Here is a 13,094-nt window from a genome sequence, read left to right as displayed (position 1 = left end):
ACATCCTGTTGCTCGAAGGCGACCCGGCAGCGCTGGATCGTCTTGTCTCGCAAGGCAAGCTCAGCGTCACGGGCGATCGGGTGAATGAAGAGGTCACCACCAGCGAGATGGTAGCGATCGAGGCCGTCATTGGCGAAAGCTCGCCCTTGATCGGCTGGACCGCCCAGCGACTTGCCCTCTACGATCGCTTCAACGTCAACCTCCTGGCTGTCAGCCGTCGCGGCCAGCGCCTAGACCGCAGGCTCGCCAAGGTCGAGCTAAGGCTCGGCGACGTCGTCGTGCTGCAGGGCAATGCAACCACAATGCCCGAGACACTGCGCGGACTCGGCTGCCTGCCGCTGGCGGAAAGGCCTATCCTTCTTGGCAGCGTGCGCAAGGGTATCGTGCCCGTGGTCATCCTCGCCCTTGCCATGCTCACGACTGCCGTGGGTCTGCTCCCTGTTCCCGTCGCTTTCTTTGCGGCCGCGGTCGGGATAGTGCTTTTCAAGGTCATCCCGCTCCGCGACGTCTACCAATCGCTGGATGGCCCAATCCTCGTGATGCTCGCCGTTCTCATCCCGGTGAGCGATTCGCTGCGCACCACGGGGGCAACCGCACTGGTCGCCGCGGAGCTTGCCAGGTTCGGGACCATTCTTCCGGCGCCCGGCGCACTGACGCTCATCCTCGTTGCCGCCATGGCCGTGACGCCATTCCTCAACAATGCCGCCACCGTGCTTGTCATGGCGCCCGTCGCTTCGGAATTCGCCGCCGATCTGGGCTACAGGCCGGAAGCCTTTCTGATGGCTGTCGCCATCGGCGCCGGCTGCGACTTCCTCACGCCGATCGGGCACCAATGCAACACCCTTGTCATGGGCCCGGGAGGCTATCGTTTCAGCGACTATCCGCGGCTGGGGCTGCCGCTGTCGTTCCTTGTCGTCATTGTTGCCGTGCCGATGCTGGCGATCGTCTGGCCAATGAACTGACAAGCCACGAAGGGACGCGAACGACCTCGCTTTGCCAAGCTGCCTGGAAGTTCACCGCAAATTGCTCTTTGGAAACAGCACGCGATCGGGTTCTGCATTCATTCGCGCCAGCATTTCCTTGATCAAGCGTGTCTTGGTGCGGCCCGCTTCCTTCGGCGGCACGAGGTAGCGCACGATGGCTTCGAGCCAGGTATTTTCACTGACGCGAAAATGCACCACCGGATGCTCCTTCACTTGCAGCTCGTCCACCGGCGTTTTCGACAGGATATCCTTATAGACCTTCACCTTCTGGCTCATGATGTCGCCGATCTGCTCGTCCACGACCTCTCGCATGGTTTTCGCCACGAATTCCAGATCGCTGTCGTAGGCGAGCTGAAACTTGATTTCGTTCCAGACATAGGGAAACAGCGGCCAGGAATAGTTGAAGACCGGCGTGTCGAAGACGGTGGAGTTGGGGAACTTGATGACGCGTCCGCTCGGATGATCGGTCCAAAGATGTTCGCCGCCGAATTCCCACAACGTCGTGTCGAGATAGCTGACGTCGATGACGTCGCCATGGGCATCGCCGATGCGGATCCGGTCGCCAACGCGATAGGGCGCCCGGGCCAGAATATAGATCCAGGCGATGAAGCTGGAGATCGGCATTTGCAGCGCGAAGCCGAGTGTCAGTGAGATCAGCCCGAGCGAAACGACGGCGGCGTACCAGTTCACGAACAGCACCGAGATGGCCACGAAGACGACGGCGACCACGACGATCAATCGAAAAATTCGTTTCAGGTTGAAACGCGAAACGCGATTGGGAATTCGGCCGATGAGAAAGACTTCGACGATGTTCGCTATCGTCAGCATGACGAAAATGAGAAGGCCGCCCCAGACATAGTTCAGCACGCGGGCGCGCAAAGGCGCCTCAAACCATTCCACGCGCCAGTTGATGAGAAGCTGGACGGCAAAGAGCAGCAAGGCAGCGGTCGCGAAACCAGCCGTCCACCAGAGGTCTTCTTTCCGAAAGCTGAAGCGGAACTTTTCCTCGGGCGTTTTCGCCTGCTGCTGGATCGTTTTCGGATCGGCAGTCTGCTGCGCGGCCCGTTCGAGCCGGGAAAGATTCTCCTGTTCCTTGTCGCGCCGTTCCATGGATTCGCCATCCGATGTCGCATCAACATCGAGCAGCGGCTAATCGTTCCGCGACAGTGGCGTTCGATGAGGCGCTCGCGGCGCGTGAGACCGCGTCGCCATGCTCGACGTGCTCGAACCGGATCTGAGTGTCCTCGGCCGCCTTAAGACCCGTCACCTGGCCGCCGCGGTCCCTTGTTGCCGCTGGCGCGAGCTTGGCGCCGACGGCGACGCGTGGGCGGCCCGGCGGAGCGGGCCCGGCCATTCTGTTTAGGAAGCGATAGGCGAGTCTATGTTCGCCTGAGGCCGGGCGAGGGGCGGCTTATCTGCGATGGTCTTTATTCCGCGAATTGGATCCGACGCGCCAAATGTAAGCTGTTCCTGCAGATTTTTCTCGCAACCAATTTGATCTATCTTGACACCGGTTGCGATACCAATGTCATATTGGTCCTAAGAATCCCGAGATTGGTTTCAAATAGTTGCTAGAGGCAGCGAGCCGATGAACGTGACTGACAGCAAGGGATATCGAACCGTTTCGAGGAGGAGCGCCATAGACGGCGCCGTCACCGACGAAAGTGGGAGCGATGGTCACAGTCGCCTAACACTTAACGAACTCGCGCAGACGATGGACAGCCGGGGCCAGCCCCATGTTGAGAAGGTGCGATCTGAATGGAACCGAAGACGCCATGACATGGCCCCGGTTCTAAAGGTCCATGAACTCAGTAAGAATTTCGGCGCGGTCAGGATCCTTAACGACGTCACTTTCCAGATGGCGGAAGGGGAGGTCATATCCCTTATCGGCGCGTCTGGCTCGGGAAAGAGCACGTTGTTGCGCTGCATAAATTTTCTGGAGACGCCGACCTCAGGGAGGATCGAGGTGATGGGCGACGCAATCTCCATCACCACCAATCGACCGGGCAAGAGCGAAATCACCAACCGCGCGAAGATCCGGCTCTTTCGCCAGCGGACTGGCATGGTGTTCCAGAACTTCAATCTCTGGCCGCACCGGACCGTGATCGGCAACGTGACAGAGGCGCTCGTCTACGTGCTCGGGAAAGGAAGGCGGGAGGCCGAGGATATGGCGCTTTCGGCGCTTTCCAAGGTGGGGATGGCCGAATTCCGCGACCGCTATCCCAGTCAGCTTTCAGGCGGTCAACAACAGCGCGTGGCGATCGCACGGGTGCTGGCGATGCGACCAAAGATCATGCTTTTTGACGAGCCCACATCCGCGCTCGATCCGGAACTCGTGGGCGAGGTGCTGAAGGTGATCCGCACGCTGGCCGAAGAGGGGGCGACCATCCTTCTCGTCACCCATGAAATGCGGTTTGCGCGCGACGCGTCGAGCCGAATGATATTCCTGCGCAAAGGTATCCTTGAGCAGGACGATGCGCCGGAAGAGTTGTTTCGCAACCCTGCCTCGGAGGCGGTGAAACGGTTTCTCTCCAGCGTCATGCCAGCCGCCGCGTGATCGCGGTTTTCTTCAGCAGAACAAGAAAAGGGGTAACACTCATGCTTTCAGTTCAAACGTTTCGTTCGATTTTCGTATCCGGTTTCATGCTCGCCGCCGCAGCCGGTGCCGCGCGCGCCGAGGAAGGCGTCCTACGCGTCGGCACGGAAGGGGACGCGCCGCTGTTCAGCATGGCCGACGCCAACGGAAACGTCACCGGCTTCGACGCCGACGTTGCCAACGGTATCTGCGCCGAACTCAAGATGAAGTGCAAATTCGTGGTGCAGGCTTTCAGTTCGCTGGTTCCCTCCATGGATAGCGACCGCTTCGACGTGATCATTTCCGGCCTTGGCATCACTGCCGAGCGCCAGAAGAAGATCGACTACTCCATCCCGTACGCCACCACGCCGCTCTATTTCGTGGTCCCCAAAGATTCCGCTCTTGCCGGGCTCAAGAGTCTCGAGGAGATCGAAAAGGCGCTCGCGGGAAAGAGTGTCGGCGTCGTGACAGGCACGACCTATGCCAAATTCATCGGCAAGCGGGCGACCAGCGCCGATCTCAAGACTTATGATGCCACCACTCAGCAGACCGCTGATCTTGCGGCTGGCCGCCTGGATGCCGCTTTCGGCGACTCCCCGACCTGGATGGATTTCCTCGTTACACCGGACGGCGCCAACTTCACGAAGATCGATGTGAAGATTACGGCGATGAGCGATCCTCAAACCCTCGGCCACGGCATGGGTGTCGGCATGCGCAAGGGGAATGCCGAACTCAAGGCTAAGGTAGATGCCGCGCTCTGCAACATGATCGATGGAGGTAAGATCAAGGAGTCTTCCCTCAAGTGGTTCAAGGACGACTACACCATTCCGTGCAAGAAGTGATCCTCTCGCAACAACTGGCCGTCGCAGCCCGCGGCGGCCCGACGGGTGTCATCCATGTTTGAAACTATCTGGTTGCTGGTTGTGGAGCAGGGCTGGGGACTCGCTTTGCTGCGCGGCGCCTTCGTGACGATCTGCATCGGGCTGGTCGGCATGATGATCGGGTTGATCGCAGCCGTCCCGTTTGCCATAGCGCGCTGGCAGCGGGTCCCGGTGCTGTCCCAGATGATCGATGTCTACAGCATCGTCGTCCGCGGCGTGCCGGGTCTTCTTGTGATCTATCTCCTGTTCTTTGGCTCTGTCGACTGGGTGCAGAAGGTAGCCGTTGCCTTCGGCTACCGAGACACGGCTGAAAGTGCCTACCCGTCCATTATCGGCATCCTCGCCATCGCGACCATTTCCTGCGCCTATTCGATCGAGGTGATGCGAGGCGCTTTGGAAGCCGTTCCCAACGGTCTTCTTGAAGCCGCGAAATCTTTGGCGTTGCCTCGATCGGTCGCCTTTTTCAGAATCACGTTGCCGCTCGCGTTGAGGCTTGCTCTCGGCGGGATCAACAATGTCTGGCAGATGACGATCAAGGATACTTCACTCGTTTCCATCGTCGGCATGCAGGAACTCATGCGTATGGCGGCTATCGCGGCGGGCATCACGCGCTCGCCACTTCTCTTTTACTGCATCGCTGCCTCGCTGTTCTTCGCCATGACAGCAGTCAGCCAGACCCTGTTCGGCCTGGCTGAGCGCCATATCAATCGCGGCTTCAGCGGAGGTTAGAATGGATTTCACCATTATTGCCTATGCGATTCCGTTCCTTCTCACCGGCGCAAAGACAACGCTTCTGATCTCGGTGTTCGGCGTGGGCTTAGGACTGCCATTCGGCATCCTGGTGGCGCTCGCGCGCACTTCGCGCAATCGCTTGGTTTGCACGGCGGCCGACGCCTATTGCGCCGTCTTTCGCGGCACGCCCATGCTAGTGCAGATATTCGTGATCTACTACGGATTAGGGCAGGTCGGGTTCTTTCGCTCCAACCCGGTGATTTGGTGGCTGATCGGCGACGGCCTGCACGCAGCCATTCTCGCGGTCCTGTTGAACACCGGTGCCTACACAGCCGAAATCTTTCGAACCGCGTTTTTATCCCTGCCGCGCGGGCTGATCGAGGCGGCGGAAGCCTGCGGCATGTCGCCTTGGATTATCTTGCGCCGGATCAAGTTCCCGCTGGCTTTGCGACAAGCGCTGCCATCCTACAGCAGTGAGGTTGCCATCATCGTCAAAGAATCCAGCCTCGCTTCGACCATCGCTGTGCTCGAAATCACCGGTTGGGCCAAACGCCTGATGAGCGAAACCTTCGCCATTATGGACATCTTCATCATCACCTCCGTCTTCTACCTCACCCTCAATGTCGTCGGACTGACTGCCTTGAAGCTTTTGGAGCGGCAACTTTGGTTCGAACGGCGTTCAACGCGCAGAAAGGCCACATCCCTATGTCCAAGTTGACGTTCATCGACCAGAATGTTCTTCCGCGCCCACGCGAAGGGCAGCCTCTGCCCGACCGCCTTGTGGAGGGCGATCCACGTTTTCTGAGCTGGGATATCGCCCAGACCGCAGACGGCGCCGTGAAGGCGGGGGTCTGGGAGGTCACGCCTGGCGCCTATCGTTCGATTAAGGGCGAGACTTTCGAGTTCTGCTACATCCTTTCGGGTGTCTCCGAACTCACTGAGGATGGCTGCCCGCCGCGCCGCATCGCGGCTGGCGACGCCTTCGTCATGCATCCGGGATTCACCGGCGTATGGCGTGCCATCGAAACCACGCGCAAACTCTGGGTCTCACGTGATTGACCGGTTTGCGCTTGCCCGCCGATCCGACCAAAAGCTGGTATGTTCCCATGACCGCCGATTCCGCTGGCCCCCTCAAATCCACGCCCTATTGGTGGGAGGATTGCACCTTCTCTCCCCTCCCAGTCCGCCGGGTCGCCTCCAAATGCGACGTGGCGATCGTTGGGGGAGGCTATGCAGGACTTTCGGCGGCCATCGAGCTTGCTCGTCCCGGTCGCAGTGTTCAGCTTTTCGATCGCCAGTCGCTGGGGCAGGCGGCTTCCAGTCGTAATGGCGGCATGGCGAGCGGGAGCATTCGACCCGGGCGCAAGGAATTGATCAGAAGATTCGGCGAGGCCCGCGCCACCGAGATCCTGATGGAGGGAAAGGCCGCACGGGAAGACCTGTGGGCCTTTCTGAAGGAGGAGAAGGTGGAGTGTGACTTCCATCTCTCCGGCCTGTTCGTCGGCGCGATCAACGCTGATGAATGCGACGAACTCAGCCGCTCCGCCGATCTACTGCGGCGCTTTCTGGGCATCGAGGCTCATCCCGTTGGCCGGTTGGACGTGCCGACCTATATCGGGACGGATTTCTACACGGGTGGATTCGTGCGGATGGATACCGGTGGCCTGCATCCGGCCAAGCTGCTTGCGGGTATTATACGGGTGGCAATGGCAACCGGAGCGGTAATCCATGAGAACACAGCCGTTACGGGAACCATCGCCGAGGCCGGCGGGGTCCGTGTGAGAACGTCGCGCGGTGACGTTCTCGCCAGGAAGGTGCTGATCTGCACGGATGCCTATACCGACGGCTTCGATCCTTGGCTGCGACGCCGTATTGTGCCGGTGCGCAGCCGCATAATCGCTACCGAGCCATTGGCAGAAGGCGTGATGGACCGGTTGATGCCGAAGCGCATGATGTATGGCGATATGCGCCAGCTCAGCTATTACTATCGCCCTTCGGCGGACGGATCGCGCATCCTCTTCGGCGGCAGGGACGGCACCACGGCGGGTGACGCGCTGGCGCCGACCACCCATTTGCGCAGCGAACTTGGCCGAATTTTCCCCGAACTGAGGGGCGTCGGCCTGACGCATAGTTGGTTTGGCCAGGTCGCCATGCATCGCGACATGGTGCCTCGGATTTTCACCTCGGGCGATACGGTTTACGCCACCGGCTTCTGCGGCTCCGGAGTGGTCTGGGCCCGCTGGCTGGGCAAGAAGGCCGCCTTCAAGATCCTCGGCGAAACCGAAAAGGCGCAGTCCGCCTTCGATTTCGACCCCGCTCCGAAGGCCGTGCCGTTTTACCGCGGCAAGCCATGGTTCATCCCGCTTGTCTATTCCCTTTACGAATGGCGGGATAAACGTGCGATGCGCCGTCGCCAGCCCGAAGCAAAGAGGCGATAACCTTGCTCTTCCTTGGCGACGGGCCCGCCGCGTACAGGAACCTCATCTTGTCTGGATGGCGCGCACCGCGTCCGTCTTGAAAACAGTGTCAGATGCCCCGCCTTGAATAGAACGACAAGCGATTAGCGTTCGAACGCGCCATTCTGCTCGGTTCGGCAATCTCAAAATTTTGGCGATGAGGCCTACTCACCCCATTGTCTCCGATCCGAGTATGTTGGCTCTCGCGGTCAAGATATGGCTATGCATTCTTTGTTCGGCCTGCCCACCATCGCGGTCAGTGATCGCCTGTAAGATCGCGCGATGATGAGCCGTATACTCCTGCATACGCTCTTTCGTCAGAGACAGCTCTTTCATGCGCCCCCAAAGACGCCCCGCCCGAAGCGAGTGAATACCTTCGTAGAGCGAGGCCAGCAATCCATTGCGGGCCGCCACCACTACCAGTTGATGGAACGCGGCGTCCCAACGCTCGAACTCCGCCAGCGTCGCGGCGGTACTGCCATGCTGGATGACCTTGTGCATCTCTTCAGTTTCATAGGGGGTCGCCCGCAACGCCGCGAGCGCCGCCACCTTCGGCTCGATGATTAATCGTGCTTCGAAGACCTCAGCGGGATAGGTCCACAGTTCTTTCCGAGAGGCATCGTGTGCGCGATACGGAGCGCTCGCGGTTGCCCCTCGCTCGGCGACGAAAGTGCCACGCCCGACATGGCGAAGCAGGCGCCCCTCTTGCTCCATCTCGGCCAGCATGCGCCGGAGGGCCGTGCGGGGTAAACCTAGCTTGAGCGCGAGATCGCGCTCGGGTGGCAGCCGGTCGCCTGGCTGCAATCCAGCCGCCTCGATGAAATCCCTCAAAACGACGGTCATGCGGCCACTCCACTAAGAAACGGGCGGATTTCTCTGCAACCAATTTGATCTATATTGACACCGGTTGCAATACCAATTTCATATTGGTTCCAGCAATCGACAGACTGGTTGCGCATGTTTTCTAAAGCCGCGAGAGGATGGGTGTGAGTCAGACAGCAAGGGATATCGAATCGTTTTGCGCGGATGCTGCGGCTATCATTGCAAGCGCTCCTGTGGATCTGCTGGTGGGCGGCAAATGGACAAGTGCAACCGGCGGCAATCGGTTTGATGTCGCCGATCCATCCAACGGGCTCACGATCGCGTCTGTCGCAGACGGCGCAGTCGCCGACGCAATCCGGGCGATCGATGCTGCGGAGGCTTCTGCGACTATGTGGAGGCAAACCCCCTCACGCCGGCGATCGGACATGCTGATGCGCTGCCATCGGCTCATGCTCGATCGTGCCGAATGGCTGGCGCAACTGATATCTCTGGAGAACGGCAAGGCCCTCCCAGACGCTCGCGCAGAGGTAACGTATGCCGCGGAGTTCTTCCGATGGTACGCCGAGGAGGGGGTGCGTACTCTCGGCGACATCGGCCACGCGCCGGGCGGTGCAAACCGAATCGTGGTTCAATACCAGCCGATTGGCATCGCCGTTCTCGTCACACCCTGGAATTTCCCGGCGGCCATGGCGACCCGCAAGATCGCCCCGGCGCTCGCGGCGGGTTGCACGTGCGTACTGAAGCCGGCGGCTGAGACTCCACTGACCGCGTTGGCGATCGGTGCGATCCTCATGGAAGCCGGTTTGCCCGAAGGTGCCGTCAACATCGTGACGACCACGGCCGCGGGGCCTGTGGTGAGCGCGATGCTGCACGACAGTCGGGTGCGCAAACTGTCATTCACGGGTTCGACGGCCGTTGGGCGCATCCTGTTGCGTGAGGCCGCCAACCGGGTCATCAGCTGTTCCATGGAACTCGGCGGCAACGCTCCTTTCATCGTGTTCGATGATGCGGATCTGGACGATGCCGTGGCCGGCGCCATGGTCGCCAAGATGCGCAACGGCGGAGAAGCCTGCACTGCGGCGAATCGCTTCTATGTGCAGCGCGGCATTTACGACGCTTTTGTCCGCCGGCTTACCCAGGAAATGTCGTCGCTTTCAGTGGGGCCGGGTCTTCAAGCGACGACCCAGCTCGGGCCCCTTATTACCGCGACGGCCGTGGAGAAGGTTGATCGCTTGCTGAAGGATGCCGTTGCCCGTGGGGCGCGTATCGAAACGGGCGGCAAACCGCGGCCTGGCGAGGGCTTCTTCTATCCTCCGACAGTCCTAGCTGACGTTTCTCCCGATTCCGACATCGCGAAGGAAGAGATCTTTGGGCCGGTCGCAGCGGTCACGCCCTTCGATACGGAAGACGAGGCTGTCCGGCTGGCGAACGACACGGAGTATGGCCTCATATCCTACGTCTACAGTAGTGATCTCAGACGCGCCCTGAGGGTCGCCGAACGCATCGAAAGTGGAATGGTCGGCGTCAATCGTGGCCTGGTTTCGGACCCGGCAGCGCCCTTCGGGGGGATGAAGCAAAGCGGGCTCGGCCGCGAGGGAGGGCATCACGGCCTGCTCGAATATCTCCAACCAAAATACATCGCGACCAACTGGTAAAACCGCAAAATCGCTTCTCCGCCGAGTTGCGCCACATATCGGTCGTGCAGGTTTACGCTAGCTGCTTCTGGGAAACCGACAAGTCTGCTTGCGGGCCCTTCCGGTTCATCGAGACTGGAACTTATGATAGCCCACGCACGTCAACGATTGGGCGAGCAGCCGCGTCGAGTCCTTTCCCCTTGCCAACCCCGCCACCTTCGCCTAATCTCCTTTCTGAGAAAACCTTTTCCCAACTGGCCTCGCGTGCGCTGACCTCAACCGTCATCTTCGCGCAGGGCGATAAGGGAAAACCTTTTCCCAACTCAGGGATGCGCCTCGAACTATGTCCCCCGACGCCGAGCCAGCGCCAGTTTCCGCCAAGCCGCCGGTCACGCTGCGCGAGGTGGCGGCTGCGGCCGGGGTCAGCGTGGCGACGGCGTCCAAGGCGCTGAACGGGCAGGGGCGCATGACCGCCGAGACGCGCGAGCGCATCCGTGCGGTGGCGCAGCGTCTCGGCTTCCGGCCGAACCATTTGGCGCAGAGCCTGCTGCGCAAGCGCTCGTTTACCGTCGGCCTGCTCACCAACGATACGTATGGCCGCTTTTCGCTGCCGCTGATGGCCGGCGTTTCGGATGCGCTGGTCGACAATGGCGTCTCGGTGTTCCTGTGCAATGTCGAGGACGACACAAGGCTCGGCCAGCTGCATGTCGAGGCCATGCTCGACAAGCGCGTCGACGGCATCATCGCCACCGGAAAGCGCATCGACCGCCATCTGCCGATCGATCTCTCCAATCTGCGCATCCCGGTCGTCTATGCCTTCACCCAGCCGGATCCCGGCGCGGTCGGCCTGGTCTCCGACGACGCCGGCGGCGCGCGGCTGGCGGTCGAACATTTTTTGCGGCTCGGGCGCCGCCGCATCGCCCATGTCACCGGGCCGGCGGGCTTCGCGGTGGTGCACGCGCGGGCTGAGGCTTACCGGGAGGTGCTCGCGGCGCACGGCCTGCCGGTCGGCGAGCCGCTGCTCGGCGCCTGGTCGGAAGCCTGGGGGCACGATGCGGTGGCAAAGCTGTTCGGCAACGGCCGGGGCAGGGAAGGCTGGCCGGACGCAGTGTTCTGCGGCAACGACCAGATCGCGCGCGGCGTCATCGACGCGCTGCGCGAGCGCGGCATCCGCGTGCCCGACGATGTCGGCGTCATCGGCTTCGACAATTGGGAGATCGTGGCCGAGGCGACGCGCCCGCCGCTGACCTCGGTCGACATGAACCTTTCAGCGCTCGGCCGCGAGGCCGGGCTCGCTCTGCTTTCGCTCGTGGGCGGCCAGCCGGCCGCGCCAGGCATCAGGAAACTGCCGTGCCGGCTGGTGGTGCGTCAGTCATGCGGCCGTCCGCCGGGCGGCTGAGGCATCGAACGAAACGGCCGTCGCGCAACGGCCAAACTGGGAGGAGAACCATGAGGAGGAATACCGTGACAACCATGTTTGCCAAGCTGGCTTTGGCCGCGGCCGTGATCGGCGGTGGCCTGCAGGCGGCGTCGGCCGAGACCGCCAACATCTGGGTGCGCGCCGACGGCTCGAATTTCATGCCGCGCATCGTCGACGCCTTCAACAAGGCGCATAAGGACCAGATCAAGCTCGACATCATCCCGAACGCCGAGATCATCCCGAAATATGGCGCGGCCGCCGCCGGCGGCACCGCGCCCGACGCGCTGTCGCTCGACCTCATCTACACCCCGTCCTTCGCTGCCGCCGGCCAGCTGGAGGACATCACCGACTGGGCGAAGTCCTTGCCCTATTTTTCCAGCCTCTCGCCGGCGCATGTGAAGACCGGCACCTATAAGGGCCGCATCTACGGCCTGCCGTTCTCGGCCGATTCTTCGGTGCTGATCTGGAACAAGAAGCTGTTCAAGCAGGCCGGGCTCGACCCTGAAAAGGGGCCGAAGACCTGGGCCGAGATCGAGGCCGATGCCGAGAAGGTCAATGCGCTCGGCGGCGACATCAAGGGCTTCTACTTCTCCGGCAATTGCGGCGGCTGCAACATCTTCACCTTCACGCCGCTGGTCTGGGCCTCGGGCGGCGACATCCTCTCCGAGGACGGCTCCAAGGCGACGCTCGACAGCCCGCAGCTGCGCGGCGCGATCGACCTCTACCGCTCGATGGTCAAGAAGGGGTTGGTGCCCGAGGGCGCGCAGACCGACACCGGCGCCAATTTCTTCGCCGCCTTTGCCGGCGGCAAGATCGGCCTTTCGCCGTCCGGCGCCTTCGCCATCGGCGCGCTCAACACGCAATACCCTGATATCGACTACGGCATCACCTTCCTGCCGGGCAAGGATGGCGGCTGGTCGTCCTTCGCCGGCGGCGACAATTTCGTCGTCACCAAGGGCACCAAGAAGATCGCCGTGGTGAAGGAGTTTTTGGACTTCGCCTACTCGCTCGAGGGCCAGACCATCCTCGCCAAATATGGTAGCCTTCCGGTGCGCGGCGACATCGCCAAGGAGGCGCTGAAGGACCTCGATCCGCGCTACCAGGTGGCGGCCGAGGCGATGGCCAAGGGCCGCACGCCCTATTCGGTGGTGTTCAACGACCTGATCAACTCCGCCAACGGGCCGTGGACGCAAATGGTCAACGAGGTCTTCTTCGGCGACGATGTCGACGGCGCGATTTCGAACGCGCAGGAGACCATGCAGTCGATCATCGACCAGGCGCCGAACAAGTAAAGCGCGGCCCTAAACCTCCCCCTCGAGGGGAGGGCGGACCGCAGGTCCGGGTGGGGGTCGCCCGCGAAGTACGCCGACGCTATCTCCCCGTAGGCGCACTTCACAGCGGACCCCACCCCCGGCCTTCGGCCGGACCCTCCCCTCAAGGGGGAGGGGGACGCCGCGCTAAATGGCAGGATTATCGCGTTGAGAAAGCTCACTCATCATCATCGCCAAGTTGAGGCGCCGCGAGGTTCGCGCCTCCTTCTCCCCTTGTGGGAGAAGGTGGATCGGCGCGCAGCGCCGAGACGGATGAGGGG

The 13,094-nt window shown here is 61.6% G+C and carries 12 protein-coding genes; 10 read left to right on the top strand and 2 right to left on the bottom strand.

The features are described 5' to 3' along the window. Positions 1 to 962, top strand: a 962-nt coding sequence (locus EOA32_RS22845) for an SLC13 family permease (RefSeq protein ID WP_189407319.1), incomplete at its 5' end; no start/stop codon positions are given. Between the two features lie 51 nt (positions 963 to 1,013). Here the strand turns inward: EOA32_RS22845 and EOA32_RS22840 are convergent. Beyond that, positions 1,014 to 2,093 (bottom strand): mechanosensitive ion channel family protein, encoded by a 1,080-nt coding sequence (locus EOA32_RS22840; protein ID WP_128372953.1) that lies wholly within the window; start codon positions 2,091 to 2,093, stop codon positions 1,014 to 1,016. A 670-nt stretch (positions 2,094 to 2,763) separates the two neighbouring features. Between EOA32_RS22840 and EOA32_RS22830 the strand changes: the two genes are divergently transcribed. Genes EOA32_RS22830 through EOA32_RS22805 form a run of 6 tightly spaced genes read left to right on the top strand, consistent with a single transcriptional unit; the run spans position 2,764 to position 7,609 of the window. Next, positions 2,764 to 3,540 (top strand): amino acid ABC transporter ATP-binding protein, encoded by a 777-nt coding sequence (locus tag EOA32_RS22830; protein WP_128372955.1) that lies wholly within the window; start codon positions 2,764 to 2,766, stop codon positions 3,538 to 3,540. Between the two features lie 41 nt (positions 3,541 to 3,581). After that, a complete protein-coding gene (locus EOA32_RS22825; protein WP_128372954.1) occupies positions 3,582 to 4,400 on the top strand; it encodes a transporter substrate-binding domain-containing protein in 819 nt (272 codons plus the stop codon). Between the two features lie 54 nt (positions 4,401 to 4,454). Continuing rightward, positions 4,455 to 5,168, top strand: coding sequence for an ABC transporter permease subunit (locus EOA32_RS22820; protein WP_128372952.1), 714 nt, complete (start codon positions 4,455 to 4,457; stop codon positions 5,166 to 5,168). 1 nt (position 5,169) lies between these two features. After that, entirely contained in the window at positions 5,170 to 5,889 is a 720-nt protein-coding gene (locus EOA32_RS22815) for an ABC transporter permease subunit (protein ID WP_067329696.1), read from the top strand. Beyond that, positions 5,877 to 6,230 carry a cupin domain-containing protein gene (locus tag EOA32_RS22810; RefSeq protein WP_067329699.1) on the top strand — a complete coding sequence of 118 codons (354 nt, stop codon included), beginning with the start codon at positions 5,877 to 5,879 and terminating at the stop codon, positions 6,228 to 6,230. Before EOA32_RS22815 ends, EOA32_RS22810 begins: the two co-directional genes overlap by 13 nt. A 47-nt stretch (positions 6,231 to 6,277) precedes the next feature. Then, complete coding sequence (locus tag EOA32_RS22805) at positions 6,278 to 7,609, top strand: FAD-binding oxidoreductase (protein WP_095780022.1); 1,332 nt, start codon at positions 6,278 to 6,280, stop codon at positions 7,607 to 7,609. A gap of 186 nt (positions 7,610 to 7,795) precedes the next feature. On the opposite strand, the gene EOA32_RS22800 is transcribed toward EOA32_RS22805, so the two are convergent. Then, on the bottom strand, positions 7,796 to 8,470 hold the full coding sequence (locus EOA32_RS22800; RefSeq protein ID WP_095783156.1) for an FCD domain-containing protein: 675 nt from the start codon (positions 8,468 to 8,470) through the stop codon (positions 7,796 to 7,798). A 137-nt stretch (positions 8,471 to 8,607) separates the two neighbouring features. Here EOA32_RS22800 and EOA32_RS22795 point away from each other — a divergent pair, with 137 nt between their 5' ends. The 3 genes from EOA32_RS22795 (at position 8,608) to EOA32_RS22785 (ending at position 12,795) form a co-directional block, all read left to right on the top strand. After that, entirely contained in the window at positions 8,608 to 10,104 is a 1,497-nt protein-coding gene (locus tag EOA32_RS22795; RefSeq protein ID WP_095779998.1) for an NAD-dependent succinate-semialdehyde dehydrogenase, read from the top strand. 322 nt (positions 10,105 to 10,426) lie between these two features. Further along, positions 10,427 to 11,482: a LacI family DNA-binding transcriptional regulator gene (locus tag EOA32_RS22790; protein ID WP_128372951.1), complete on the top strand. Its 1,056-nt coding sequence runs from the start codon at positions 10,427 to 10,429 to the stop codon at positions 11,480 to 11,482. Positions 11,483 to 11,547: 65 nt separating this feature from the next. Next, positions 11,548 to 12,795, top strand: a complete 1,248-nt coding sequence (locus EOA32_RS22785) for a sugar ABC transporter substrate-binding protein (protein WP_128372950.1) — start codon at positions 11,548 to 11,550, stop codon at positions 12,793 to 12,795. The last annotated feature ends 299 nt before the right edge of the window (positions 12,796 to 13,094 follow it).

It is taken from the genome of Mesorhizobium sp. M1A.F.Ca.ET.072.01.1.1 (genome assembly GCF_004023325.1).
Classification (GTDB): domain Bacteria; phylum Pseudomonadota; class Alphaproteobacteria; order Rhizobiales; family Rhizobiaceae; genus Mesorhizobium.
The sequence above is the reverse complement of the archived record's forward strand: the minus strand, read 5'-3'. Positions and strand labels throughout refer to the sequence as shown.

Excerpts from the sequence above, each read along its gene's own strand:
- EOA32_RS22820 (WP_128372952.1), top strand. The coding sequence starts at position 4,455 with ATGTTTGAAACTATCTGGTTGCTGGTTGTGGAGCAGGGCTGGGGACTC.
- EOA32_RS22840 (WP_128372953.1), bottom strand. The coding sequence starts at position 2,093 with ATGGAACGGCGCGACAAGGAACAGGAGAATCTTTCCCGGCTCGAACGG.
- EOA32_RS22815 (WP_067329696.1), top strand. The coding sequence starts at position 5,170 with ATGGATTTCACCATTATTGCCTATGCGATTCCGTTCCTTCTCACCGGC.
- EOA32_RS22790 (WP_128372951.1), top strand. The coding sequence starts at position 10,427 with ATGTCCCCCGACGCCGAGCCAGCGCCAGTTTCCGCCAAGCCGCCGGTC.
- EOA32_RS22825 (WP_128372954.1), top strand. The coding sequence starts at position 3,582 with ATGCTTTCAGTTCAAACGTTTCGTTCGATTTTCGTATCCGGTTTCATG.
- EOA32_RS22800 (WP_095783156.1), bottom strand. The coding sequence starts at position 8,470 with ATGACCGTCGTTTTGAGGGATTTCATCGAGGCGGCTGGATTGCAGCCA.
- EOA32_RS22795 (WP_095779998.1), top strand. The coding sequence starts at position 8,608 with ATGGGTGTGAGTCAGACAGCAAGGGATATCGAATCGTTTTGCGCGGAT.
- EOA32_RS22810 (WP_067329699.1), top strand. The coding sequence starts at position 5,877 with ATGTCCAAGTTGACGTTCATCGACCAGAATGTTCTTCCGCGCCCACGC.
- EOA32_RS22805 (WP_095780022.1), top strand. The coding sequence starts at position 6,278 with ATGACCGCCGATTCCGCTGGCCCCCTCAAATCCACGCCCTATTGGTGG.
- EOA32_RS22830 (WP_128372955.1), top strand. The coding sequence starts at position 2,764 with ATGGCCCCGGTTCTAAAGGTCCATGAACTCAGTAAGAATTTCGGCGCG.